The organism is Thalassovita sp. (assembly GCF_963691685.1).
In the GTDB taxonomy this organism is placed as follows: Bacteria; Pseudomonadota; Alphaproteobacteria; order Rhodobacterales; family Rhodobacteraceae; genus Thalassobius.
Genome location: NZ_OY829290.1, coordinates 2,103,278 through 2,125,496, shown reverse-complemented (window position 1 = coordinate 2,125,496; position 22,219 = coordinate 2,103,278). Strand labels below are relative to the sequence as shown.

General features: G+C 59.0%; 24 protein-coding genes and 2 tRNA genes. 19 read left to right on the top strand and 7 right to left on the bottom strand.

What is annotated here, in order from left to right:
• Nucleotides 1-39: 39 nt before the first annotated feature.
• From ACORLH_RS10340 to ACORLH_RS10300, 9 genes are all read left to right on the top strand, one after another.
• Entirely contained in the window at nt 40-168 is a 129-nt protein-coding gene (locus tag ACORLH_RS10340) for a hypothetical protein (protein WP_321832594.1), read from the top strand.
• Entirely contained in the window at nt 161-391 is a 231-nt protein-coding gene (locus tag ACORLH_RS10335; protein WP_321832593.1) for a hypothetical protein, read from the top strand. The genes ACORLH_RS10340 and ACORLH_RS10335 overlap by 8 nt, the downstream gene beginning before the upstream one ends.
• A gap of 17 nt (nt 392-408) precedes the next feature.
• Entirely contained in the window at nt 409-783 is a 375-nt protein-coding gene (locus tag ACORLH_RS10330; protein WP_321832592.1) for a hypothetical protein, read from the top strand.
• Nucleotides 780-1,562 carry a hypothetical protein gene (locus tag ACORLH_RS10325; RefSeq protein WP_321832591.1) on the top strand — a complete coding sequence of 261 codons (783 nt, stop codon included), beginning with the start codon at nt 780-782 and terminating at the stop codon, nt 1,560-1,562. Before ACORLH_RS10330 ends, ACORLH_RS10325 begins: the two co-directional genes overlap by 4 nt.
• Before the next feature lie 26 nt (nt 1,563-1,588).
• Nucleotides 1,589-2,449: a hypothetical protein gene (locus ACORLH_RS10320; protein WP_321832590.1), complete on the top strand. Its 861-nt coding sequence runs from the start codon at nt 1,589-1,591 to the stop codon at nt 2,447-2,449.
• 70 nt (nt 2,450-2,519) lie between these two features.
• The gene (locus ACORLH_RS10315) at nt 2,520-2,891 is read left to right on the top strand and encodes a helix-turn-helix transcriptional regulator (RefSeq protein WP_321832589.1); all 372 of its coding nucleotides are present in this window, start codon (nt 2,520-2,522) and stop codon (nt 2,889-2,891) included.
• Nucleotides 2,888-3,103 carry a hypothetical protein gene (locus ACORLH_RS10310; RefSeq protein WP_321832588.1) on the top strand — a complete coding sequence of 72 codons (216 nt, stop codon included), beginning with the start codon at nt 2,888-2,890 and terminating at the stop codon, nt 3,101-3,103. The genes ACORLH_RS10315 and ACORLH_RS10310 overlap by 4 nt, the downstream gene beginning before the upstream one ends.
• Nucleotides 3,103-3,318, top strand: coding sequence for a hypothetical protein (locus ACORLH_RS10305; protein ID WP_321832587.1), 216 nt, complete (start codon nt 3,103-3,105; stop codon nt 3,316-3,318). The genes ACORLH_RS10310 and ACORLH_RS10305 overlap by 1 nt, the downstream gene beginning before the upstream one ends.
• On the top strand, nt 3,315-4,364 hold the full coding sequence (locus ACORLH_RS10300) for a tyrosine-type recombinase/integrase (protein ID WP_321832586.1): 1,050 nt from the start codon (nt 3,315-3,317) through the stop codon (nt 4,362-4,364). Before ACORLH_RS10305 ends, ACORLH_RS10300 begins: the two co-directional genes overlap by 4 nt.
• Before the next feature lie 109 nt (nt 4,365-4,473).
• Here ACORLH_RS10300 and ACORLH_RS10295 read toward each other — a convergent pair.
• A tRNA-Leu gene (locus ACORLH_RS10295) sits at nt 4,474-4,559 on the bottom strand.
• Nucleotides 4,560-4,813: 254 nt separating this feature from the next.
• Here ACORLH_RS10295 and ACORLH_RS10290 point away from each other — a divergent pair.
• Both ACORLH_RS10290 and ACORLH_RS10285 read left to right on the top strand, forming a co-directional pair.
• Complete coding sequence (locus tag ACORLH_RS10290; protein ID WP_321832585.1) at nt 4,814-5,392, top strand: YqaA family protein; 579 nt, start codon at nt 4,814-4,816, stop codon at nt 5,390-5,392.
• A 23-nt stretch (nt 5,393-5,415) separates the two neighbouring features.
• The gene (locus ACORLH_RS10285; protein WP_321832584.1) at nt 5,416-5,853 is read left to right on the top strand and encodes a disulfide bond formation protein B; all 438 of its coding nucleotides are present in this window, start codon (nt 5,416-5,418) and stop codon (nt 5,851-5,853) included.
• A gap of 102 nt (nt 5,854-5,955) precedes the next feature.
• Here ACORLH_RS10285 and ACORLH_RS10280 read toward each other — a convergent pair whose 3' ends face one another.
• The 6 genes from ACORLH_RS10280 to pdxH form a co-directional block, all read right to left on the bottom strand.
• Nucleotides 5,956-7,404, bottom strand: coding sequence for a methyl-accepting chemotaxis protein (locus tag ACORLH_RS10280; RefSeq protein ID WP_321832583.1), 1,449 nt, complete (start codon nt 7,402-7,404; stop codon nt 5,956-5,958).
• Nucleotides 7,405-7,633: 229 nt separating this feature from the next.
• A complete protein-coding gene (locus ACORLH_RS10275) occupies nt 7,634-11,257 on the bottom strand; it encodes a vitamin B12-dependent ribonucleotide reductase (protein ID WP_321832582.1) in 3,624 nt (1,207 codons plus the stop codon).
• Between the two features lie 569 nt (nt 11,258-11,826).
• Nucleotides 11,827-11,903, bottom strand: a tRNA-Pro gene (locus tag ACORLH_RS10270).
• Nucleotides 11,904-12,011: 108 nt separating this feature from the next.
• Complete coding sequence (locus tag ACORLH_RS10265) at nt 12,012-12,482, bottom strand: DUF192 domain-containing protein (protein WP_321832581.1); 471 nt, start codon at nt 12,480-12,482, stop codon at nt 12,012-12,014.
• Nucleotide 12,483: 1 nt separating this feature from the next.
• Nucleotides 12,484-13,053 (bottom strand): cold-shock protein, encoded by a 570-nt coding sequence (locus tag ACORLH_RS10260; RefSeq protein ID WP_082626139.1) that lies wholly within the window; start codon nt 13,051-13,053, stop codon nt 12,484-12,486.
• Between the two features lie 80 nt (nt 13,054-13,133).
• A complete protein-coding gene (gene pdxH / locus ACORLH_RS10255) occupies nt 13,134-13,739 on the bottom strand; it encodes a pyridoxamine 5'-phosphate oxidase (protein ID WP_321832580.1) in 606 nt (201 codons plus the stop codon).
• Between the two features lie 179 nt (nt 13,740-13,918).
• Here pdxH and fabI point away from each other — a divergent pair, with 179 nt between their 5' ends.
• The 8 genes from fabI (at nt 13,919) to ACORLH_RS10215 (ending at nt 22,215) form a co-directional block, all read left to right on the top strand.
• A complete protein-coding gene (gene fabI, locus ACORLH_RS10250) occupies nt 13,919-14,737 on the top strand; it encodes an enoyl-ACP reductase FabI (protein WP_321832807.1) in 819 nt (272 codons plus the stop codon).
• A 33-nt stretch (nt 14,738-14,770) separates the two neighbouring features.
• Nucleotides 14,771-15,379: a LysE family translocator gene (locus tag ACORLH_RS10245; RefSeq protein ID WP_321832579.1), complete on the top strand. Its 609-nt coding sequence runs from the start codon at nt 14,771-14,773 to the stop codon at nt 15,377-15,379.
• A 9-nt stretch (nt 15,380-15,388) separates the two neighbouring features.
• The gene (locus tag ACORLH_RS10240; RefSeq protein WP_321832578.1) at nt 15,389-16,129 is read left to right on the top strand and encodes a murein L,D-transpeptidase family protein; all 741 of its coding nucleotides are present in this window, start codon (nt 15,389-15,391) and stop codon (nt 16,127-16,129) included.
• 159 nt (nt 16,130-16,288) lie between these two features.
• Nucleotides 16,289-16,807 (top strand): xanthine phosphoribosyltransferase, encoded by a 519-nt coding sequence (gene gpt, locus ACORLH_RS10235; RefSeq protein WP_321832577.1) that lies wholly within the window; start codon nt 16,289-16,291, stop codon nt 16,805-16,807.
• Between the two features lie 167 nt (nt 16,808-16,974).
• Nucleotides 16,975-18,174: an aminotransferase gene (locus tag ACORLH_RS10230; protein WP_321832576.1), complete on the top strand. Its 1,200-nt coding sequence runs from the start codon at nt 16,975-16,977 to the stop codon at nt 18,172-18,174.
• Between the two features lie 47 nt (nt 18,175-18,221).
• Nucleotides 18,222-20,060, top strand: a complete 1,839-nt coding sequence (locus ACORLH_RS10225; protein ID WP_321832575.1) for a peptidylprolyl isomerase — start codon at nt 18,222-18,224, stop codon at nt 20,058-20,060.
• 23 nt (nt 20,061-20,083) lie between these two features.
• On the top strand, nt 20,084-21,595 hold the full coding sequence (trpE, locus tag ACORLH_RS10220; RefSeq protein WP_321832574.1) for an anthranilate synthase component I: 1,512 nt from the start codon (nt 20,084-20,086) through the stop codon (nt 21,593-21,595).
• A 74-nt stretch (nt 21,596-21,669) separates the two neighbouring features.
• Nucleotides 21,670-22,215 (top strand): pseudouridine synthase, encoded by a 546-nt coding sequence (locus ACORLH_RS10215; RefSeq protein WP_321832573.1) that lies wholly within the window; start codon nt 21,670-21,672, stop codon nt 22,213-22,215.
• Nucleotides 22,216-22,219: the final 4 nt, after the last annotated feature.

The window sequence follows — 22,219 nt, the reverse complement described above, 5'->3', positions numbered from 1 at the left end:
CATTGGCCACCATGCGGCCGTGTCCTGCGGTGCCTGCTGATGTGGATCGTCTTCGACCACTCCAGCGGGATCGCCCTGCCCGGCCGCCACCCCAAAGCCTGCTTCGAAACTGCCCGCGTATTGGGCTGGACCAACTTCACCATCCAGAAAGGGAACAAACATGCCTAAGAAGCGCAACATGGTTCCGATTACGGAACTGAGGATCCGCGTTTATCGGCCACTGGATGACCGAGACCCCTGTTTCGCCTACATCGGGAATTTGCCGATGCGGTTTTCAGGCAAGACACCAATGGCAGCTAAACGTGCAGCCGATGAATGGCGCACAAAAGAAGTAGCCAAGGAGACTGAACGCAAAGCGAACGCCGACAAGTCGAAGGCTGCGGCAAAATGATCAGGCAACCATCCTCAATGTCCCAATTATATGCTTGGTACAGGGCAGCAGTTGCTGGAAACGCACCCGCGCTCCATGACGGTATCCCACACTGCGGCTGGTTTAAGCGAAAGCTGGTCAAAGGCGGTCCTTGGGTTCCTGTCCGCATCTTCATCGATCGCGATATCGACCTAGTGACCGGTGAATTGACACGCGACGAAGTGCTGCGCATCGAAATCGAAGGCATTGAAGCGGGAGATCCAGCAGAGCACTGGACCTACCTCACCCCGATCAGCCGTGCCGAATTTAAGCACCTGACCGACTATCGGCTGCGTAACGGCAGCCGGATGCTCGACAGCCGTCGAGCAATTGATCTGTCGCAAGTCCCTACAGAACCCCAAGGAGTTATTTGATGAACGTTCCTACTTCACCAACAAATATGACAGCTGGTGCCCCGGCCCCGATGGGTCACAACCAACCGCCTGCATTTGACCCCAACGTTCTGGCTAGAAGCCAGGTGACCGCGGAGGAATTCTTGGAAGTGACCAAGATGTGGCAGTCTGTCGAAAAGATCGAAAGCGAGACTCAAGCCGAGCAGCTGAACGATCAGATTACCGGGTTGCGCAAGCTGTGGAAGAAGGTCGACGCTGACCGAAAAGCCGCGAAGAAGCCACATGACGACGCTGGCAGAGAGGTCCAAACTGCCTTCAATCCGCTGTTGAAGAAGTTGGCAGCCGCGGCAGACGCGCTCAAGTCCAAGCTGTCGGAATTCGCCGCGGAAAAACAGCGCCGCGAAGACGAGGCACGCGAACAAGCCCAGCAAGACGCTGAGGCGAAACAGGCCGAAGCTGCCCGTCTGGTGGCCGAGGCTGCTGCCAGCGGCGATATCAGCGCGCAAGTGGATGCCGAGGAAGCCCAGAAGGCCGCCGAAAAGCAAGCCAAAGCGGCTGCGAAGCCCGCTGTCTCAGGCATCAAGTCTGCTTCGGGCGGTGGCCGCACTATGTCTGTCCGGACCATCCGTGAGGTGGAAGTGACCAACGTTCGCCTGCTGTTCATGCATTACCAGAACCATCCTGACGTTGCCGAGGTTCTTCGCCGCATAGCCACAGCTGATGTGCGCGCCAAGGGCTTTGACCCGGAAGAAACCAAAATCCCCGGCATAACGATCACTGAACGCAAGAGCGTCGCTTAATCCATCACAGTTCATAGGAAATCAAAATGTCTCTTCCCGCACAATCCGCATCCATGCCGCTTTTGATGGATCCCGACGCCTTCGAACACATGCAGCGCGTCGGCGGCATGCTCGCCTTGTCCCCTCTGTTCCCAGAGCACCTGCGTAAAGGTTCCAAAGAGACCGCCATCGCGAACGGCGTTTTGGTCATGAACATGGCAAGCCGCCTGAACGAAGATCCTTTGACCGTTGCACAGAACATTTACTTTGTTGGCGGCAAGCCTGGTTGGTCCTCGTCTTACATGATCGGCAAAGCCAATCAGCACGGTGTTTTCAAAAACCCGATCAGCTGGGATCTCAAAGGCTCAGGTGACAATCTATCTGTGACCGCGTTCGCGGAACTGGCATCCACTGGCAAGAAGGTCACCGCGACCTGCGACATGGCCATGGCGAAAGCCGAGAACTGGACCAAGAACCCGAAGTATCAGTCGATGCCGGAACAGATGCTGCGCTACCGCTCGGCCACGTTCCTGATCCGTCTGTATTGCCCCGAAGTGATGGTCGGCGTTCCGGCGCAGGTGGAAGTCGAGCTCGATATGAAGGACGTCACTCCGGCTGATGCGCTGGACAAGTATCAGACACGCCAGCCGGCAGAACCGGTTGCTGAAACCGAGGTTGTTACCGAGACCGAGGAAGAACAGCAGGAGACGGCCGCCGAGACCGCGCCCGACCCCGAGCAATTCCAAAAACTCGTCGACATGATCGCCAACGACTTAATAGACAGTTCAGATCTCGAAGGTGTGCTGGAGCTTTACCAGGACCAAATCGAGAAGATGGAAGCGGCTGCCCCCGAGGCACACATGCGCCTACTGGAAACAGTGGCCGAATTTCGCAAAACCGACAACTGACATCGTTTCCTGGCCCCTGAGGACAGGGACCAGCGACGGACAATAGATTTTTCACAAAAGGAACTTCCCCATGGCACACCCCGTAGATGTTCACGTCGGCAAGCAGCTAAAAGCCCTTCGCACCCTGCGCGGCCTGACACAGACCGATATTGCCAAAGGTTTGGATCTGTCATTTCAGCAGGTCCAAAAATACGAACTTGGCCGCAACCGGGTCAGCGCCAGCAAGCTGTATGAGCTAGGCAACCTGCTGAACGTGGCGCCCGGGTTCTTTTACGAAGGTCTGGACCAAGTAAAGGCAGGCGCCCCGGTGATCGATGAAGAAACAGCCCGCGCCGCAGCCCTGTTTGCCAAGTTGAAAGACGAGCAGATCAAGGCGAAGGTTCGGGCGCTTCTGGAAGCGATCGCAGCCAGCGAAAGCACCCCGATGGAGGCGTCGTCATGACTGCCACCCTTTTCATCGGAAACGCCAAAACCCAAACCATGCTGCACGACTTTGACCGCCTGCGCAAAGCGATCCGCGAATATGACCCCGAAGCCACAGAGGCCGCTTGGGCCAATTGTGAGCGCTGGGTTGACTGCATCAACCCGACAGCCACAGAAGAGCTTCGCCGCAAGAGAGCTGCAACTATGAATGACCCAAAGGAGGGTGATTGATGGCCAAGATCACGCCACTATGGGTTTCAGAAAAGACGGCGGCGGCAATGCTCGACATGAGCCGCACCGAGTTTTCCAAGCACGTAAACTCAGGTTCGCTTCCGCCGGCACAGTTGCGGCGCAATGGCATTATTCGCTGGAGTGTTGCCGCCCTCGAAAAGATTGCCGACGGAAGCGCTGCCCTACCAGATCAAGCGGAGGATATTGAGCTGTGAGACGCCCTGCAAAGCCCCGAATTTCGAAACCAAGGCTGCACTGGAAATGGGACAAGAGCAAGGCCGCTTGGACCCCCTACCACCGTGTCACATGGACGGAAGAAGGGAAGCGCAGGGAAAGGGCAATCCTGCTCGATTGGAAAGGCGAATCGCAGCAACTCGATGCGCTTTATTGGGCGTGCGAAGCGGGCCGTCATAAGAAACAAGTGCCGCAGAAGTCTCCCTATTCGTGGGGCGCGCTGATCATCGAATGGCGCTCAGATCCACGGATCCAGAAGAAGCTGGCGGCCTCCACCAAACGAAGCTACGCCCGCGACATGGAGCGGATCTTGGAGAAGAACGCCGACAAGGACGTCCGAAAGACAACAAAACAAGGCCTCAGAACCGCTCACACCCGTCTTGCAGAGACACCGCGGAAAGCGGACAAATACGTCGCTACCATCAAACTTCTTTGGAACTACGCGCGGGCCCAATTGGATTGGCCACTTGGGCCAAATCCCTCAGAGGGCATCAACTTCTTCGGCAAGCAACGCGAATATGAACCCTGGCCGGAATGGATGATCACCAAACTCACAGAAGCGCCAGAAGCTGTTCGCACAGCAGCGGAGCTGATTCTAGGAACTGGCCAGCGCCCCTCTGCCGCCGTCACGATGAAGCATGAAGATTTTGATGGCGAATGGATGCGCGTCTGTGACGAGAAAGGAAATGAGCGGTTTGAGGTGTACTGCCCGCCGCAACTGCGCTCCTATGTGGAAAGCCTGAAAAAAGAAGGCGCGCACGTTCTGGCCAAAAACCTAACTGAGCCGCTTGGCTACAACATCGTCGAAAAAAGGTTCCGCACCTGGCGGAAAGATCTTGGCGAGAAGGCTGCCCCCTACACCCTTCATGGATTGAGAAAGCTGGCGATTGTTCGACTCGCCGAAGCCGGCGCCACGGATGCACAAATTCAAGCGATCACCAATCAGAGCGCGGAGATGGTGGCTTACTACCGCAGAAAAGCGAGTCGCAAAGCGCTGTCCAAAGCGGGCCAATCTCTCGGAGAATAGAACAAGAACAGAACAAGAGCAGAACAAGAAAGTGGGAGTAAAGAGTGGGAGTAAATCCCCAAATAAGACAAGGGCTCGCAACGAAAAACGCTGCAAGCCCTTGTTTTAATGGTACCCAAGGCCGGACTCGAACCGGCACGCCCGCAAAGGCGGGGGATTTTGAATCCCCTGCGTCTACCATTCCGCCACTTGGGCACGGTGTTTTGTTGATGTACCGCCCCCGCTGCGCGCCGTCCAGAGGCAAAGCGACGTAATCGTGTAGAAAATTCCCGCGCCGCCCACGGGTTCTGCCCCCTGGGATCTGGGGTTTCAGGACGATCGCAACCCAGAATCCGAAAGTCTACGTCCCGTCACAGGCCGATTTCAGCACAGAATTGTGAGGAGGCCGGAAAATCGGTTGACCGTCCCGCAGGGCCATGGCGTAAAAGACACAAGAAAAGAGGCGGGGCATGCTGAAAAAACTATATGACTGGACGATGGCCTTTGCCGATCATCCGCGGGCCCTCTGGGTGCTTGGCATCATTGCCTTTGTCGAGGCCTCCTTCTTTCCGATCCCACCTGATGTGCTGATGATCCCGATGATCCTGGCCCGCCCGTCGCGCGCCTGGCTGATAGCCTCGGTCGCACTGGTCGGTTCGGTGCTTGGTGGCATCCTGGGCTATGGCATCGGCGCCTTCTTCTACGAGGAGCTGGGCCGCCCGGTGCTGGAGGCAATGGGCAAAGGCGATGCTATGGCCGGGTTTAACGACCGGTTCAATTCCTTCGGCTTCTGGCCGGTGCTGATCGCCGGGCTGACGCCCTTCCCCTTCAAGGTCATCACCATCATGTCGGGCTGGACCGGCATGCCTGTTGTGACCTTTATCGTGACCTCAATCATCGCACGGGCCTTGCGCTTTTTCATTGTGGCGGCTTTGCTGTGGAAATTCGGCGCGCCGATCCGTGACTTTATCGAACGCCGCCTGGGTCTGATGTTCATCCTGTTCATCGTGATCCTGGCCGGCGGGTTCTATCTGGTGAAATATCTATGATGTCTTTTGACCGCAGAAGTTTGGTGGCACTGGCCACGCTGGGTTCGATCACCCTGATCGGTGGCGCCTTCATGTTTCAGTTTCTGGGCTATGCACCGTGTAAGATGTGCCTCTGGCAACGCTGGCCCCATGCGGCGGCCATTGCCATTGGATGTATCGCGCTGACGCTTGGCGGTTTGCGGATCTTCTCCTGGCTTGGGGCCGCTGCGGCGCTGACCACGGCCGGGCTGGGCGTCTACCACACCGGGGTCGAACGCGACTGGTGGGAGGGCCCGACCAGCTGCAGCGGCGGCGGCAACGGGTTGGACATGGGCAACCTGCTGTCCACAACTGGCAGCGACATTGTCATGTGTGATCAGGTGGTCTGGCAGCTGATGGGCCTGTCGATGGCCAGCTGGAACGCCATTGCCTCCTTTGTGATTGCCGGCATCTGGATCGCCGCGGCCACCCGAAAGGCGTGAGCCGGAAAAGAAAATGGCAGGAACGGGTCTGCACTCCCGTTCCTGCCACATCAGACGTAAAACTGCCGCAACAGGGCAAACTGGTTACGTCAAACTGATATCTCAGACCTTGTAGGCCAGCCGGATCCCGCCCCAATGCGTGCCATTGACGAAGATCGGCGCTGAGAGGTCTTTCATCATCACAAAGTTGCCGTCGCCCATATCGCGGCGATAGGCCTGCAGCAGGAACGGTTTGGTCGAATTGCCGGCCGCCAGCCCGACGCGATCATCAAAGATCCGGCGGTTGCGGCTGTAGCCCATGTTCCATTCGGTCTCACCGGGGATCTGCGGCATGGAGAATTTCTTGTTATGGGTCGGCAGATAGCCGTCCTTGTTCACCGCGGCGCAGAACACAACATCCTCGGCAAATTCCAGCATCTTTTCCTGAAAGGCGGGCAGAACGGAATCTGTAAAGGTGGTGAAGCGCGCCATCACCTGCGCCGGGTCTGAGCCGGGGATCGGCGTATAGTTGCGATCCATCAGATCCTGGAAGGTGATCCGCCCCGCGTTCACCGCATCGGTAAAGGCTTCTGAGATCTGCTGCCCCAGCTCCTGCACCGCGCGAATATAAGGCGTATCCACCGTTTCAACACCAAGGCGCGACACCATGCCGGTGATGCCTTCGGCGTTTTCCGTGATGTCCTGCACGGCGGTGATCGCATCTTTCAGACTGTTGGAGCTGTCTGTGACCTCTTCCGCCAGCTGCGCGATTGAGGTGCCCACCTCACCGGTGACTTTGCTGATGTCTTCGCTGGCGGCCAGAATGTTGCGCTGCGCTTTGGTCATCTGATCCAGCGTTTCCGGGATCGCTTCGATTTCGCTGCCGATACCGTCTGTCTGCTGACGGATGCTGCCAGCGGTTTCGACCGCCTGCTGCGCATCATACATCAGGTCGCGCAACTCTTTGCCCAACTCCCCAACGGTTTCCTGAATTTCACCGGTGGCTTCGCTGGTCAGGTTCGACAGATCCTTAACCTCTTGCGCCACAACCATAAAGCCGCGGCCATGACGACCGGCGCGCGCAGCTTCGATCGAGGCGTTGAGTGACAAGAGGTTGGTCTTGCGCGAGATATTGTCAACCTCACCGGAAACCGTGGCCACACGTTGCAGGGTCTCTTCCAGCACCGATAGTTTCTTGAAAATCGCCGAGACACCGTCGATCAGACCGTTCACCTCATTCACCATGGCGCCCAGCCGTTTGGAGGTGGCGGAAACGGTTTCTTCGGCGGATCCGGACATTTCGACCGCGCTGCTGGCGCTGTCCAGCACCGAACGGCTTTGCGCGGACATCTGTTCAGTTTGTGAGGCCAGTTCCTGAAACACCACCGCTTCGGCGTTTACCCGTTCGCTGGTGTCTGCAATTTCGCCTGACGCTGAGGCGAGCGATACCGAAAGCGCGCCGATCCGGCTGGCAATTTCATGGATCGCCTCTTGATGCTGCGCCGACATGGCATCCAGGTCCGCAGGGTTTACCGGGGTCGCTTCATCCGCATTGATCGACTGTAATTCCATGGGTTCCCTCGATTACTCTGAACAGCACTCTTGGAACCTCTAACGGGTTTTTACGGTATACTTTTAGAAATCCTCAATAAACACGGGGCAATCCGCCCCATGGTTGCAAAGAAAAGGCCCCCACGCGGGGGGCCAGTTTTGCGAAATGGGACGCTGTTTTGCCGCCCGATTGTGTTTTGCCTGTACGCCCATCTCGCATCAAGGGTGGGCGCACCCACCCCGGAATTCATCAACTGCAGCCCGAGGTCGCGCCGCAGGTGTTGCACTTCATGCAGGTGCCGTTGCGCACCAATGTGTAATTGCCGCAGTCACCGCAGGCTTCGCCCTCATAGCCCTGCATTTTCGCCTTGGATCGTGCATCCAGTGCCGTTGCGGCCTCGCTGGCCGGGGCCGCTGCCACGGCAACATTTGCCACCTCTGGCGCCACATCCGTGCTGGTCTGTGGCACCTGCAGCCCCATCAGATCTTCCGGCATACGCTTGCGCAGGTACCCGGTGGAGCTGATCTGCTTCAGCATCTCCAACGACCGGGTTGCGGCGGTTTCGCTCAACTCCTCAACGTTGCTGACCCCTTCCTCGACGCCGCGCCCGATGTCATCAAAGGATGCACCCTGCGGTTTCACATGCGCCAGATCGGTGCGATCCAGATAACTGACCGCCAGTTCCCGGAAGATATAGTCAAGGATCGAGGTGGCGTTTTTGATCGAGTCATTGCCCTGCACGATGCCCGCCGGCTCAAACTTGGTGAAGGTGAAGGCATCCACAAACTCCTCCAACGGGACACCGTATTGCAGACCGACCGACACAGCGATGGCGAAGTTGTTCATCATCGCGCGGAAGCCGGCGCCTTCTTTGTGCATATCGATGAAGATTTCCCCGAGGGAGCCATCCTCATATTCACCGGTCCGCAGATACACCTTGTGACCGCCAACAACCGCTTTCTGGGTGTAGCCCTTGCGGCGCTCCGGCATTTTTTCACGGTGGCTGCGCACCAGTTCCTTAACGACGACCTTCTCGATCACCTTCTCGGCCAGCACCTGCGCCTTTTCCTGCGGGGTGCCGGTTTCAAGAACCTCAGCGGCCTCATCATCGTCTTCGATCAGGGCTGCGGCCAGTGGCTGGCTGAGTTTGGAGCCATCGCGGTACAGCGCGTTTGCCTTGATGCCCAGAGACCAGCTGAGCTCATATGCCGCTTTACAGTCTTCGATGGTGGCATCGTTGGGCATGTTGATGGTTTTGGAGATCGCGCCCGAGATAAAGCTCTGCGCGGCGGCCATCATGGTGATGTGGCTGTCCACACTCAGATACCGCTTGCCCTTCTTGCCGCAGGGGTTGGCGCAGTCGAAGATGTGGTAATGCTCTTCTTTCAGATGCGGCGCCCCTTCCAGGGTCATGGTGCCGCAAACGTGGTCATTGGCCAGCTCAATATCCGCCTTGCTGAACCCAAGATGGCGCAGCAGGTCAAAGGACGGATCGCTCAACTTCTCCGCCGGGATCCCCAGCGCGTTGCGGCAGAATTCTTCCCCCAGCGTCCACTGGTTGAACACGAACCGGATGTCAAAGGCCGTGGCCAATGCCGCCTCAACCTTCTCAATCTCATTGCTGGTTAAGCCATGGCCCACCAGTGAGGTGTGGTTGATGCCCGGCGCGTTGCCCATGGTACCATGCCCCACCGCGTAGGAGATGACCTCCTCAATCTGGGCAGAGGAATAGCCTAGGTTTTCCAGCGCTGCCGGCACCGAACGGTTGATGATCTTGAAGTACCCGCCGCCGGCCAGCTTTTTGAATTTCACCAGCGCGAAATCCGGCTCAATCCCGGTGGTGTCACAATCCATCACCAGACCAATAGTGCCGGTGGGCGCGATCACGGAAACCTGCGCGTTGCGGTAGCCGTGTTTTTCACCCAGCTCCAACGCCTCATCCCAGGCCTGCATCGCCAGATGCGCCAAGCGCTGATCCGGCACATTGCCCAGATCCAGCGGCACCGGTTTGACGGCCAGATCCTCATAGCCCTCGGTCGCGCCATAGGCGGCGGTGCGGTGGTTGCGCATGACGCGCAGCATGTGTTTCTTGTTGCGCTTGTAGCCTGCAAACGGACCCAGCTCACCGGCCATTTCGGCCGAGGTGGCATAGGACACACCGGTCATGATCGCCGTCAACGCCGCGCCCATCGCCCGGCCCGCATCACTGTCATAGCCCAGCCCCATGTTCATCAGCAGGCCACCAATATTGGCATAGCCCAGACCTAGGGTGCGGAACTCATAAGACAGCTGGGCAATTTCCTTTGACGGGAACTGCGCCATCATCACCGAGATTTCCAGCGTGATGGTCCAAAGCCGCGTGGCGTGCATGTAATCTTCGGCCTGGAAGGTGCCATCCTTAAAGAAGGTCAGCAGGTTCATTGAGGCCAAGTTACAGGCGGTATCGTCCAGGAACATATATTCCGAACAGGGGTTTGACCCGCGGATTTCACCGTCTTCGGGGCAGGTGTGCCAGGCGTTGACGGTATCGTGGAACTGAATGCCGGGATCGGCGCAGGCCCAGGCCGCATGGCCGATATCTTCCCAAAGATCGCGCGCCTTCAAGGTCTTGGAAACCTGCCCGTCTGTCCGGTTCAACAGCGCCCAGTCTTCATCCTGTTCCACAGCCTTCAGGAAGGCATCCGTCACCCGGACCGAGTTGTTGGAGTTCTGGCCCGAGACTGAGGCGTAGGCCTCAGAATCCCAATCGGTGTCATAGGTTGGAAACTCGATGCTGTCATAGCCCTGCCGCGCGTAATCCAGAACCCGCTTCACGTAGGTTTCCGGGATCGCAACTTTCTTAGCCTCGCGCAGCGCGGTCTTCAGGCCGGCATTGGCCCTGGGATCAGTCGCATCTGCCGCCGCGCCATCCCAGGCACGGATCGCGGCAAAGATCGCGTTCAGCTTGGCCTCATGCATCTTGGAACCGGCGACGATCGAGGCGACCTTCTGCTCTTCTTTCACCTTCCAGTTCACGAACTCTTCGATATCGGGGTGATCAACATCACAGATCACCATCTTGGCCGCGCGCCGGGTGGTGCCACCCGATTTGATCGCACCAGCCGCCCGGTCCCCGATCTTAAGGAAGCCCATCAGGCCAGAGGATTTGCCCCCGCCTGACAGTGCTTCCCCCTCGGCACGGAGGGAGGAGAAATTGGTACCCGTGCCAGAGCCGTATTTGAACAGGCGGGCTTCACGCACCCAGAGGTCCATGATGCCGCCTTCGTTCACCAGATCATCCGAAACGGACTGGATGAAACAGGCATGCGGTTGCGGATGTTCATACGCGGATTTGGATTTGACCAGCTTGCCGGACTTGTAATCGACGTAGTGATGCCCCTGCCCCGGACCATCGATGCCATAGGCCCAATGCAGACCTGTATTGAACCACTGGGGGGAGTTTGGCGCCGCCCGCTGAGTGGCCAGCATATAGCGCATTTCATCGTAATAGCTGCGCGCATCATCTTCGCTGCTGAAATAGCCGCCTTTCCAGCCCCAATAGGTCCAGGCGCCCGCCAGCCGGTCAAACACCTGCTTGGCCGAAGTTTCGCCGCCCATCTTGGTGGATTTGCTGGCTGGCACCGACCGCCAGAGGAACTCTGGCACACCTGCCTCTTTGACCTTTTTCAGTTCTGCCGGAACGCCTGCTTTGCGGAAATACTTCTGCGCAATCACATCCGAGGCCACCTGGCTCCAGCTGTCGGGAACCTCCACCTCATCCAGTTTGAACACCACGGTGCCGTCAGGGTTGCGAATTTCCGAAGCGGTGGTGGTGAATGTCAGCTCCGCATAGGCGTCCTGACCGGATGTGGTGAACTTTCTCTCGATGTGCATCGCTGTGCTGCCCTGTCTGTGGTCTGTCTCAATCCCTGGTCAACGAATGTCGTTGCATTCGTGCCAACAGCAGACCGCGCACATCTTTAGCGCAACGATCCCACCCCCATGAGATCGAAGAAAAACAAAGTGGGGAAACCCCGTTCCGATTAATATGTCCCTGTCACCTGCGGCTACAATATATGGTGCAGCCTGCCGCTGGCCCCCACAAGTTGGCGTATGCACCCATATTCGGTCAACGGTTTTATTTTCGGAAAATTTAATCTTTTTCGTTGACCGAAAGCCCATTCGCTCGCGTTGGGTCACAGGATCGCGATTCCTTCGTGAGTGGGGAAAACCCGCCACATCGCGCAACGCCTTGCTAGTAAGGGCAGAATTCTGATTGCACCATTGCTGGGCGCCAATAGGGCATATTTCCTGTCCAAATCCGCAGAAAATTCAGGAATTTGGCGCAAAACTTGCCCGCAAACAGGACTGCTGCGCCGCTGCTGAAAAAACAATCACCCGGCGCGAACGGACACGGCAGCATCGGCCCCGAAGGGCAATTCAATCATATCGATGGAAGAAAGTGGTCGGGGCGGCGAGATTCGAACTCACGACCCCCTGTACCCAAAACAGGTGCGCTACCAGACTGCGCTACGCCCCGGACCGTGCGTGGGGTCTACCCCGTGTGAACCGGATTGAAAAGAGCGAAATCACCTCCGGGGGTGAGTTTTTTTCACCCGCATCAGAGCGCCCTTTATTCACTGGGATTTTAATCGCAAACCCAGGCGGCACGCGCCTGATCAATCGCCGGATGACGCAGCTGGCTGCCCGGCACAATGCCCAGACCCTCAGCCAGGCCTGCGTTGATTTCCAGCACATGTTGAATCGCATCGCCGCCGGGGATGACCGTTTCATCCAGCGGCACCGCATTATGATGCACATGCTGCACCACACCCGCCCCATCGGCAAAGATCATGTCCAAGGCGATATAGGTGTTGCGCATCCAGAAGCCGACCACGCGCTCATCTTCATAGACAAACAACATGCCCGATCCGCGCGGCATGGATTTGCGGAACATCAGCCCCTGCTGACGCTCGGCGGGGTCATCGGCCAGTTCAACGCGGAACTGGGCCTGCCCCCAATCCCCACGCAGCTGCACCACATCCTCACGACAGGCAGCCGCGCCAGTGGAGGCGCTGAAAAGAGTTGCGGCCAGCCCCGCAAGGACCAGCCGCATCATCTTAGTCATCCGATTTAAGGGCCGCTTCCCAGGCGCAGACCTCTGTCGCCATCCGTCCGCGTTTGCCGTCAATCACCCGCAGGCCGACGGCCTCACCCGGTTGCAGGTCCGCCAGACCCGACCGGCGCAGTACCTCGACATGTACAAAGACGTCTTCGCCGCGACCAAAGATATTGGCAAAGCCAAAGCCCTTGCCTTTGTCGAACCATTTGACGCGCGCCGGCTCCAACGGAGCGGTGCGGATCACTTCTGGATCGATGTCTTCGAAATCGGCCAGCGTGGCCCCTTCTGTTCCAAGCGGTGGTTCAATACTGAACACTTCGGTCGCCTGGATCCCACGCTCCGTTTTCTGTACGTCCAGTTCTATCTTCGCGCCATCCGCTACGGAGCTTTGCCCAAAGTTGCGCAAAACGTTGGCATGCAACAGGATATCTGGCCCACCTTCATCGGCGACAACGAATCCGAACCCCTTTACGGGGTCGAACCATTTCACCAGGCCAATTACCCTGCGGGCGCCGTCCACTTCAGTTCTCAATGTTTCGTTACCCACATGATCGTCATCCCCATGCATTTCATGTGACATACAACAGTGCTCATGCAAGGCAAAAGTTGACTTTTTTACAACTATTTGCATTTCACGTCACGCGAAAATCACGGGCTCAGGCGGTCTATCTTCCAGTTTTCACTCACTGTTTCACGACGCCAAGTAAAGCGATCGTGGAGGCGAAATGCCCCGTCCGCCCAAAATTCAATCTCAAGCGGCGTGATTCTGTAACCTCCCCAAAAGTTGGGTCGCTTGGGATTTGGACCATGTTTGGCTGTCACTTTAGCCACCTCAGCCATCAAAATAGAGCGCGAGGCCAACGGACGAGATTGTTTTGACGCCCAGGCCCCCAAACGGGACTTCAAGGAGCGTGAATTGTAATAGTCATCCGCCTGTGGCCCGTCCTCTTTGCTGACGATACCGCGCACCCGGATCTGCCGGCGCAGAGATTTCCAATGCATGACAAAGGCCGCTTTGCCAGCCTGATCAATCTCACCGGCTTTGGCGCTTTCGTAGTTGGTGTAAAACACGAAAGCCCCGTCTTCGATTTCCTTCAGCAGCACCATGCGCGCATTGGGCAGCCCATCTGCATCCACCGTGGACAGCGCAATGGCGTTGGGGTCATTCGGCTCACTTTCTTCGGCCTCAGCCAGCCAGCTCCGGGCAATTTGAAACGGATCATCGCCTGCAAAAATTCCGCTACGGTCACTCATTGGTCATTGGCCCCTTTACTGGCCTGCCTGGGCGCCGGGCCGCCCGATCTGCACGGTTACCCCGGGAACTCGCGCAAAGTTGCCGCTAAGGAAGCGAGGCTTGAAGCACCCCCGCCGATCCCCTAAAGCAATTTGCAGGCAATCATTTGGATGGAGAGGGGCCAATGTCAAACCAATTGATGGCAAATGGGCTGATGGCAGGCAAACGCGGCGTGATCATGGGACTGGCCAATGACAAGTCGATCGCCTGGGGCATCGCCAAAGCCTGCGCGGACGCTGGGGCTGAAATGGCCTTTACCTATATGGGCGACGCATTCAAAAAACGGGTGACCCCACTGGCCGAACAGCTGGGGGTGGAGATCATGCTGGACTGCGACGTCTCTGATCCCGCCTCACTGGATGCGGCCTTTGGAGAGATTGAAAAAGCCTGGAGCAAGATTGACTTCATCGTCCATGCCATTGGTTTTTCTGACAAAAACGAGTTGCGCGGCCGCTACGTTGACACCAGTCGCGAAAACTTTGCGATGACGATGGACATCAGCGTTTACTCTTTCACCTCGGTTATGCAGCGCGCTGAAAAACTGATGAGTGAGGGCGGCAGCGCCCTGACGCTGACCTATTATGGCGCCGAACAGGTGATGCCGCATTATAATGTCATGGGTGTCGCCAAGGCCGCGCTTGAGGCATCCGTCATGTATCTGGCCGAAGATCTGGGCAAGGACGGCATCCGCGTCAATGCGATTTCGGCCGGGCCGATCAAAACCCTGGCCGCGAGCGGCATTGGTGATTTCCGCTACATCATGAAATGGAATGAGCTGAACGCGCCCCTGCGCCGCAACGTGACCATTGAGGATGTCGGCAAATCGGCGCTCTACATGCTCAGCGATCTGGGCAGCGGCGTCACCGGTGAAACCCTGCATGTTGATGCCGGCTATCACGTGGTGGGCATGAAGGCCGTGGACGCGCCAGACATTGATGTGGTGACGGGCCGCAAGTAAGCCCGCCCCTAGCAAGAAACAAAGGACGGCCAGATGGGCTTCGGCATTGATCAGATACTCCTGCTGCTGGCAACGCAGCTGCTGGCGCTGATCAGCCCGGGGCCTGCCATCATGGCGATCATGCAGCAAAGCTTCGCCCATGGCCGCGGCGTGGGCCTGCGGTTCGGCCTTGGTCTGGCGCTGGCCGCAACACTGTGGGCGGCATTTGCCTTCGCCGGCCTGTCGCTGGTCTTTGCCGCCCTGCCCTGGCTGTTCACCGCGCTGAAACTGCTGGGGGCGGCCTATCTGATCTGGATGGCGCTGCAGATCTGGCGCGGCGCCGATCGCCCGGTCACAGCGGAGGGACGCAAACGCCTTTTGGGTCTGCCGGGCGGCGTATTGACCAATCTGGCCAATCCCAAGGCCGCGCTCTACTTCTCGGCCGTTTTTGTCACCATCTTCCCGGATCCACTGGCACTCTGCTCGCAAGCCTCAATCCTTGGGCTGGTGCTGACGCTGGAAGTTGTTGTTTACACCTGTTTCGCGCTGATCTTCACCACCCAGACGGCCAAGGCACTCTATCTACGCGCCAAATCAGGGATCGACCGTCTGTGCAGCGCTGCCATTGGGGCGCTGGGGCTGTCGCTGATCCTGAACCGGTAGCCGCAGGTGATGCGCTGGCTTCTGACCCTTCTGCTGCTGGCCTGCCTGACGATAAGCGCAATCTATCTGGGCCGCGCCTACCTGCCTTCCCGCATCGCGGAACCGCTGGGCCTGCGCGCTGACATCACTGAAATCCGCGCCCGGGTCACGCCACGGCTGGAGGCTGAGTTTGCCGCCCAGGGCCTGACCTTTGGTGCGCCGGTCTATCTGCGGATCTTCAAAGAAGAGGCCGAACTGGAGCTTTGGGTCAAATCAGACCGCAGCTACCAACTGTTTCGCAGCTATCCGATATGCACATTCTCAGGCAAACTAGGTCCCAAGCTGCGCGAAGGAGATCGGCAATCACCCGAAGGGTTTTATCAGGTCGGGCCTGACGCGCTTAATCCGCGCTCCAGCTATCATCTGTCCTTTAACCTTGGGTTTCCCAACAGTTTTGATCGCGCCCACGGGCGCACCGGTAGCTTTCTGATGGTGCATGGCAATTGCCTGTCGATTGGCTGCTACGCGATGACCGACCCGCTGATCGAAGAGATCTACCTCAGCGTGGAAGCCGCCCTAAAGGCCGGGCAAACCACCGTGCCCGTCCATGCCTTCCCTTTCCGCATGACGGAGCCGCGCATGGCGCATGCACGTGGGTCCAATTGGATCGATTTCTGGCGCCAACTGGCCCCGGCCTATCAACAGTTTGAAGCCACGCACGAGTTGCCACAAACCTCGGTCCGGGACGGGCGCTACCACGTGGCCCGCTAAGGGCTTAGCGCCGCTCAACGCCCCAATCCACAGGAAAACCACCCGCATCTTCGGCTTTTCCTTGCGTCGCATGCAAAGGCACAGTATCGCCCTGTGCTAATCTGAACGTGGCCCAAGCCGCGACACACTCCGTATCTTAAAATCCACATGGGGGAAGCCATGACCGATCGTCTGCCACACGAAAAAGGGTTTCATATCAGTTGGGACCAGATCCACCGCGACAGCCGCGCGCTGGCATGGCGTCTGGATGGCAAAGGCCCGGATGATGGCGCCTGGAAGGCTGTTGTGGCCATCACCCGTGGTGGTATGGCACCGGCGATGATTGTCAGCCGCGAACTGGACATCCGCACCGTGGATACCATCAGCGTGAAATCCTACTACGCCGGTGGCGGCGCACAGGATCAGCAGCGCGAAGCCCAGGTGTTGAAAAGCCCCGACCCCGAGCTAATGGGCGACGGCGAAGGCATCCTGATCATCGACGATCTGGTGGACAGCGGCAAAACCCTGGAACTGGTGCGCACCATGTACCCCAAGGCGCATTTCGCCACCGTTTATGCCAAACCCGCGGGTGAGCCGATGGTCGACACCTTCATCACCGGGGTCAGCCAGGACACTTGGATTTTCTTCCCCTGGGACATGGCCCTGCAATATGTTGAGCCCTATCGCGGCACCGATTAATCTGCCTGCTGATCTGGCGATCGACACGATCTTTGAAAGGCGTCGCTCTGCGGCGCCTTTTTGCATCTTGGCGCAACGCCCTGCTGTACCACAGAGTGCGTGCATTATCCGCTTGCCCCTGACTGCGATCCGCCTATCCTCGCCCGCCAAGACCTGAGGAGAGAGCCATGACATTGTCCCGCACCGCCACCACTTTTGCGCCCCCCGTGATGGAGGCCCGGCGCTGGTTGGACGGTGTGGAGTTTGCGGCTGACAGGCCGTTGATCAATGTCAGCCAGGCCGCCCCGGTCGATCCGCCGCCCGCCCCGCTGCGTCAGGCCATTGCCGATACCGCGCTCAATATGGCTGAGGCGCATCTTTACGGGCCCGATCTGGGCCTACCGGCCCTGCGGGCTGAGGTCGCGGCCAGCGTGTCACGCACCTACAACGGCACCGTCAGCGCTAATCAGGTTGCCATCACCTCGGGCTGCAATCAGGCCTTTTGTGCCACCATGGTGTCGCTCTGCGGTGAAGGGGATGAGGTCATCCTGCCAACGCCTTGGTACTTCAACCACAAAATGTGGCTCGATATGTCGGGGGTGAAAACCGTACCGCTGGCCTGTGGGGAGGGCATGTTGCCGGATCCCGCGCAGGCCGAGGCGCTGATCACAAACCGCACCAAAGCGCTGGTGCTGGTCAGTCCGAACAATCCCTGCGGCGTGGAATACCCCGCCGCGCTGATTGCCCAGTTCCGCGATCTGGCGCGCAAACACGGCCTGCCGCTGGTGATTGATGAAACCTACCGGGATTTTCACAGCCGGACCGGCGCGCCCCATGATCTGTTCGAAGATCCTGAATGGGCCGACACGGTCATCCAGCTCTATTCCTTTTCCAAAGCCTACCGGCTGACCGGCCACCGCGTTGGCGCCATGGTGGCCTCACCCGAACGTCTGGCCGAGGCGGAGAAGTTTATCGACACCGTCACCATCTGCCCCAACCAGCTGGCCCAGCACGCCGCCCTTTGGGGCATGCAGAACCTTGGCGATTGGCTGGCTGGCGAAAGGTTGGAAATTCTCGACCGCCGCGCCGCCATCGAAGAGGGTTTTGCGGTGCTGGCCGCGCAGGGCTGGCGGCTGTTGGGCTGCGGCGCCTACTTTGCCTATGTCGAACATCCCTTTGATATTGCATCAGATCAGCTGGCCAAGAACATGGTGAAAGACATCGGCGTTCTGGCTTTGCCCGGCACGATGTTCATGCCCAACGGCGATGCTGAGGGGCGCAAACAGCTGCGCATCGCCTTTGCCAATGTGGACCGCGCAGGCATTGCGGCGCTGTTTGACCGGCTGGCAACGCTGGCAGACCTTGTGCCGGGGCAGGCTTCGGCCTAAACATTCGCGACAAGACTTTGAACAACCCGAAACTTTAAGGGAATACCATGGCAAGCGGGACGACTTCCAAAACTTTCATGTGGGGGATTATGGGCCTCCTGATCGTGGGTCTCGGCGGTTTCGGGGCAACCAACCTGTCGGGCAATATCACCCGCGTTGGCTCGGTCGGCGACGAGGACATCGACGTCAACGAATATGCGCGTGCCCTGCAACAGGACATCCGCGCGATTGAGGCGCAGACCGGTTCGGCCATGACCTTTGATCAGGTGCTGGCCGCAGGTGTTGACCGCGCCGCGCTGGGCCGGCTGATCGGCCAGGCCGCATTGGACAATGAGGCCGCCAAACTGGGCCTGTCGATCGGCGATGAAAACCTCAGCCAGCAGATCGTGCAGATCGATGCCTTTCAGGGCGCCAATGGCTTTGATCGGGAAAGCTACCGCTTTGCCCTCAATCAGGCGGGCCTGAGCGAGATTGAGTTTGAAGGCCAGATGCGCGCCGACACTGTGCGCGCCATCCTGCAGGGCGCCGTTGTCACCGGCGCGCCGATGCCTGCGGCCTACGCCGACACGCTGATCGGTTTTGCTGGCGAACGCCGCGATTTCACCTGGGCCCTGCTGAGCGCTGCGGATCTGATGACCGCGCAGGTGGAACCCACCGAAGAGCAGCTTACCAAATTCCACACAGACAACGCCGCTGATTTCACCAGCCCGGCCAAAAAACGCCTGACCTATGTCTGGCTGTCGCCCGATGCGCTGGTCGCTGGCATCGATGTGGATGAAGAACGGATCACCGCCCTTTATGAAGAGCGCAAAGATCAGTTCATCGTCGCCGAACGCCGTCTGGTCGAACGCCTGATCTACTCCGACGCTGCTGCCGCAGATGCCGCCAAGGCCGCACTGGACGCCGGTGAGAAAGACTTTGAAACGCTGGTTGCGGATCGCGGTCTTGATCTGGCTGACGTCGACATGGGTGATGTGACCGCCGCCAGCCTGGGCGCTGCGGGGGCCGATGTCTTTGCCCTGGACGGCACCGGCGTTGTGGGCCCTGTTGAAACCACGCTCGGCCCGGCGCTGTTCCGGGTGAACGGGGTTCTTCCCGGCTCAGAAACCTCACTGGACGAGGCACGCGAAGAGCTGCACGCCGAACTGGCCAGTGATGCCGCCCGCCGTCAGATTGACCGCGTGGCCGAAGACCTGGATGACCTGCTGGCAGGCGGTGCCACCCTGGAAGAGCTAGAAGGGGAAGGCGGCGCTGTGCTGTCCAGTATTGACTGGCACGCAGGGTCCGAAGAAGAGATTGCCGGCTACGCTGATTTCCGCAGCGCCGCACTGGCCGCAAAAGACGGCGATTACCCCGAAGTGATCCGTCTGGATGACGGCGGCATCGCCGCGCTGCGTTGGGAAGCCAACATTGACGCCGCCCTGCAGCCGCTGGAGGAGGTCCGCGACACCGTGACCGCCGCCTATAAGGCAGAGCAGATCAACATCGGTCTGGCAGCGCAGGGTGAGATCATGGTCAACCAGCTGGTCCAGGGCGCCGACATGGCCGAACTGGGCCTGACCGCCCGGCAGGAAGCGGACATGATACGTTCCGATTTCATCTCGGAAGCGCCCGCAGGGCTGATCGATGAGGTCTTTGAAATGCAGGATGGTGGCGTCACCGTGATCCGCGGCACCGACAGCGTGGCCATCGTCAAACTGGACGCCATCAAAGGCCCCGATGAAAACGATGCTGAGGTCACCGGCTTCCGCACGCTGCTGGCGCAACAGGGCGACGCGGGGATCTCGGATGATCTCTATGCGGCCTATGCCCGTGCCATTCAGGATCAGGCCGGCATCTATCTGGACCAGACCGCGCTCAACGCGGTGCATGCAAACTTCCGCTAAGCGGAAAGGCAAAGGACAAAACGGTGGAACTCATCCCCTCCTATGACGATTTCGCCAAAGCCTATGAGGCTGGCGAAAATCAGGTGGTCTATGCCCGGTTGGCTGCAGATCTCGACACGCCCGTGTCGCTGATGCTGAAAATGACCGGCGCGCAGAAAGACGCCTTTATGTTGGAATCCGTGACCGGCGGCGAAGTCCGCGGGCGCTATTCGATCATCGGGATGAAACCAGACACCATCTGGCGCTGTCATGGTGACAAAAGCCAGATCAACCGGATGGCCCGTTTTGATCCGGACGCCTTCGAGGATCAGCAGGGCAACCCGCTGGACAATCTGCGCGCCCTGATCGCCGAAAGCCGCATTGATCTGCCCGAAGATCTGCCGGCTGCCTCCGCCGGGCTGTTTGGCTATCTGGGCTATGACACGATCCGTCTGGTCGAACATCTGCCCAACGTGAACCCGGACCCACTGGGCGTGCCGGATGCGGTGATGATGCGCCCGTCGGTGGTGGCCGTGCTGGACGGTGTCAAAGGCGATGTGACCGTTGTGGCCCCGGTTTGGGTCAATGACGGCCAATCCGCCCGCGCCGCCTATGCGCAGGCGGCAGAACGGGTGATGGATGCGGTCCGCGATATGGAACGCGCCCTGCCCCAGGCCAGCCGCGATCTGGGCGAAGCCGATGAGGTACAGCCGCCGAAATCGAACTTTGCCAAGGATGCCTATCTGGCTGCGGTGGAAAAGGCCAAAGACTACATTCGCGCCGGCGATATCTTCCAGGTGGTGCCCAGCCAGCGCTGGACGCAGGATTTCACCCAACCGCCCTTTGCGCTCTACCGCTCGCTGCGCCGCACCAACCCGTCGCCGTTCATGTTCTACTTCAACTTCGGCGGTTTTCAGGTGGTCGGCGCCAGCCCGGAAATCCTTGTGCGGGTCTTTGACAAAGAGGTCACCATCCGCCCCATCGCCGGCACCCGCCCGCGCGGTGCAACACCCGAAGAAGACAAGGCACTTGAGGCCGATCTGCTGGCCGATAAGAAAGAGCTGGCAGAACACCTGATGCTGCTTGATCTGGGCCGCAACGACGTGGGCCGTGTTGCCAAAATCGGCACGGTGAAACCCACTGAAGAGTTCATCATCGAACGCTACAGCCACGTCATGCATATCGTCTCCAACGTTGTCGGCGAACTGGATGAAGGCAAAGATGCGGTCGATGCCTATTTCGCTGGTATGCCCGCAGGCACCGTCTCCGGCGCACCGAAAGTGCGGGCGATGGAAATCATCGATGAGCTGGAGCCGGAAAAGCGCGGCATCTACGGCGGTGGACTGGGCTATTTCAGCGCGGGCGGCGACATGGACATGTGTATCGCGCTTCGGACTGCCATCGTGAAGGATAAGAAGCTCTATATCCAGGCCGGGGGCGGCGTTGTCTATGACAGCGATCCTGAGGCTGAGTTTATGGAAACCGTGCATAAATCCAACGCGATCCGTCGTGCCGCTGCCGATGCAGCGCGCTTTACCCGCGACGGCAACAGCTGACCTTTCTGTTTGAGGGGCGCCTGACGGCGCGGCCTCCGGCGGGAGTATTTTTGGACCATTGAAAGGGGCGCGATGTGACCCGGGTGATCCTGTTCAACAAACCCTTTGACGTGCTGTCGCAATTCACCGACCGCGGCACCGAAGGCAGCAAACGCGCGACCCTTTCGGATTTCATTGACGTGCCGAAGGTCTATCCCGCCGGGCGGCTGGACCGCGACAGCGAAGGGCTGATGGTTCTGACCGACAATGGCAAGCTGCAGGCCAAAATCTCAAACCCGAAACACAAGATGACCAAAACCTATTGGGCGCAGGTTGAGGGTGAGATTTCTGATGAGGCCCTAACGCGTCTGCGCAAAGGGGTGGCGCTGAAGGATGGTATGACCCGCCCCGCCAAAGCGGCGCGGCTGGAGGCGCCAGAGGTCTGGGACCGGGTGCCGCCCATTCGGTTGCGCAAATCCATTCCCGACAGTTGGCTGGAGCTGACCATTTCCGAAGGCCGCAACCGGCAGGTGCGCCGGATGACCGCCGCGGTGGGATTTCCCACGCTGCGGCTGATCCGGGTTAGGATTGGCGATTGGCACCTGGCCGGGCTGCAACCCGGCCAGTGGCGCGACGCTTAAGTCA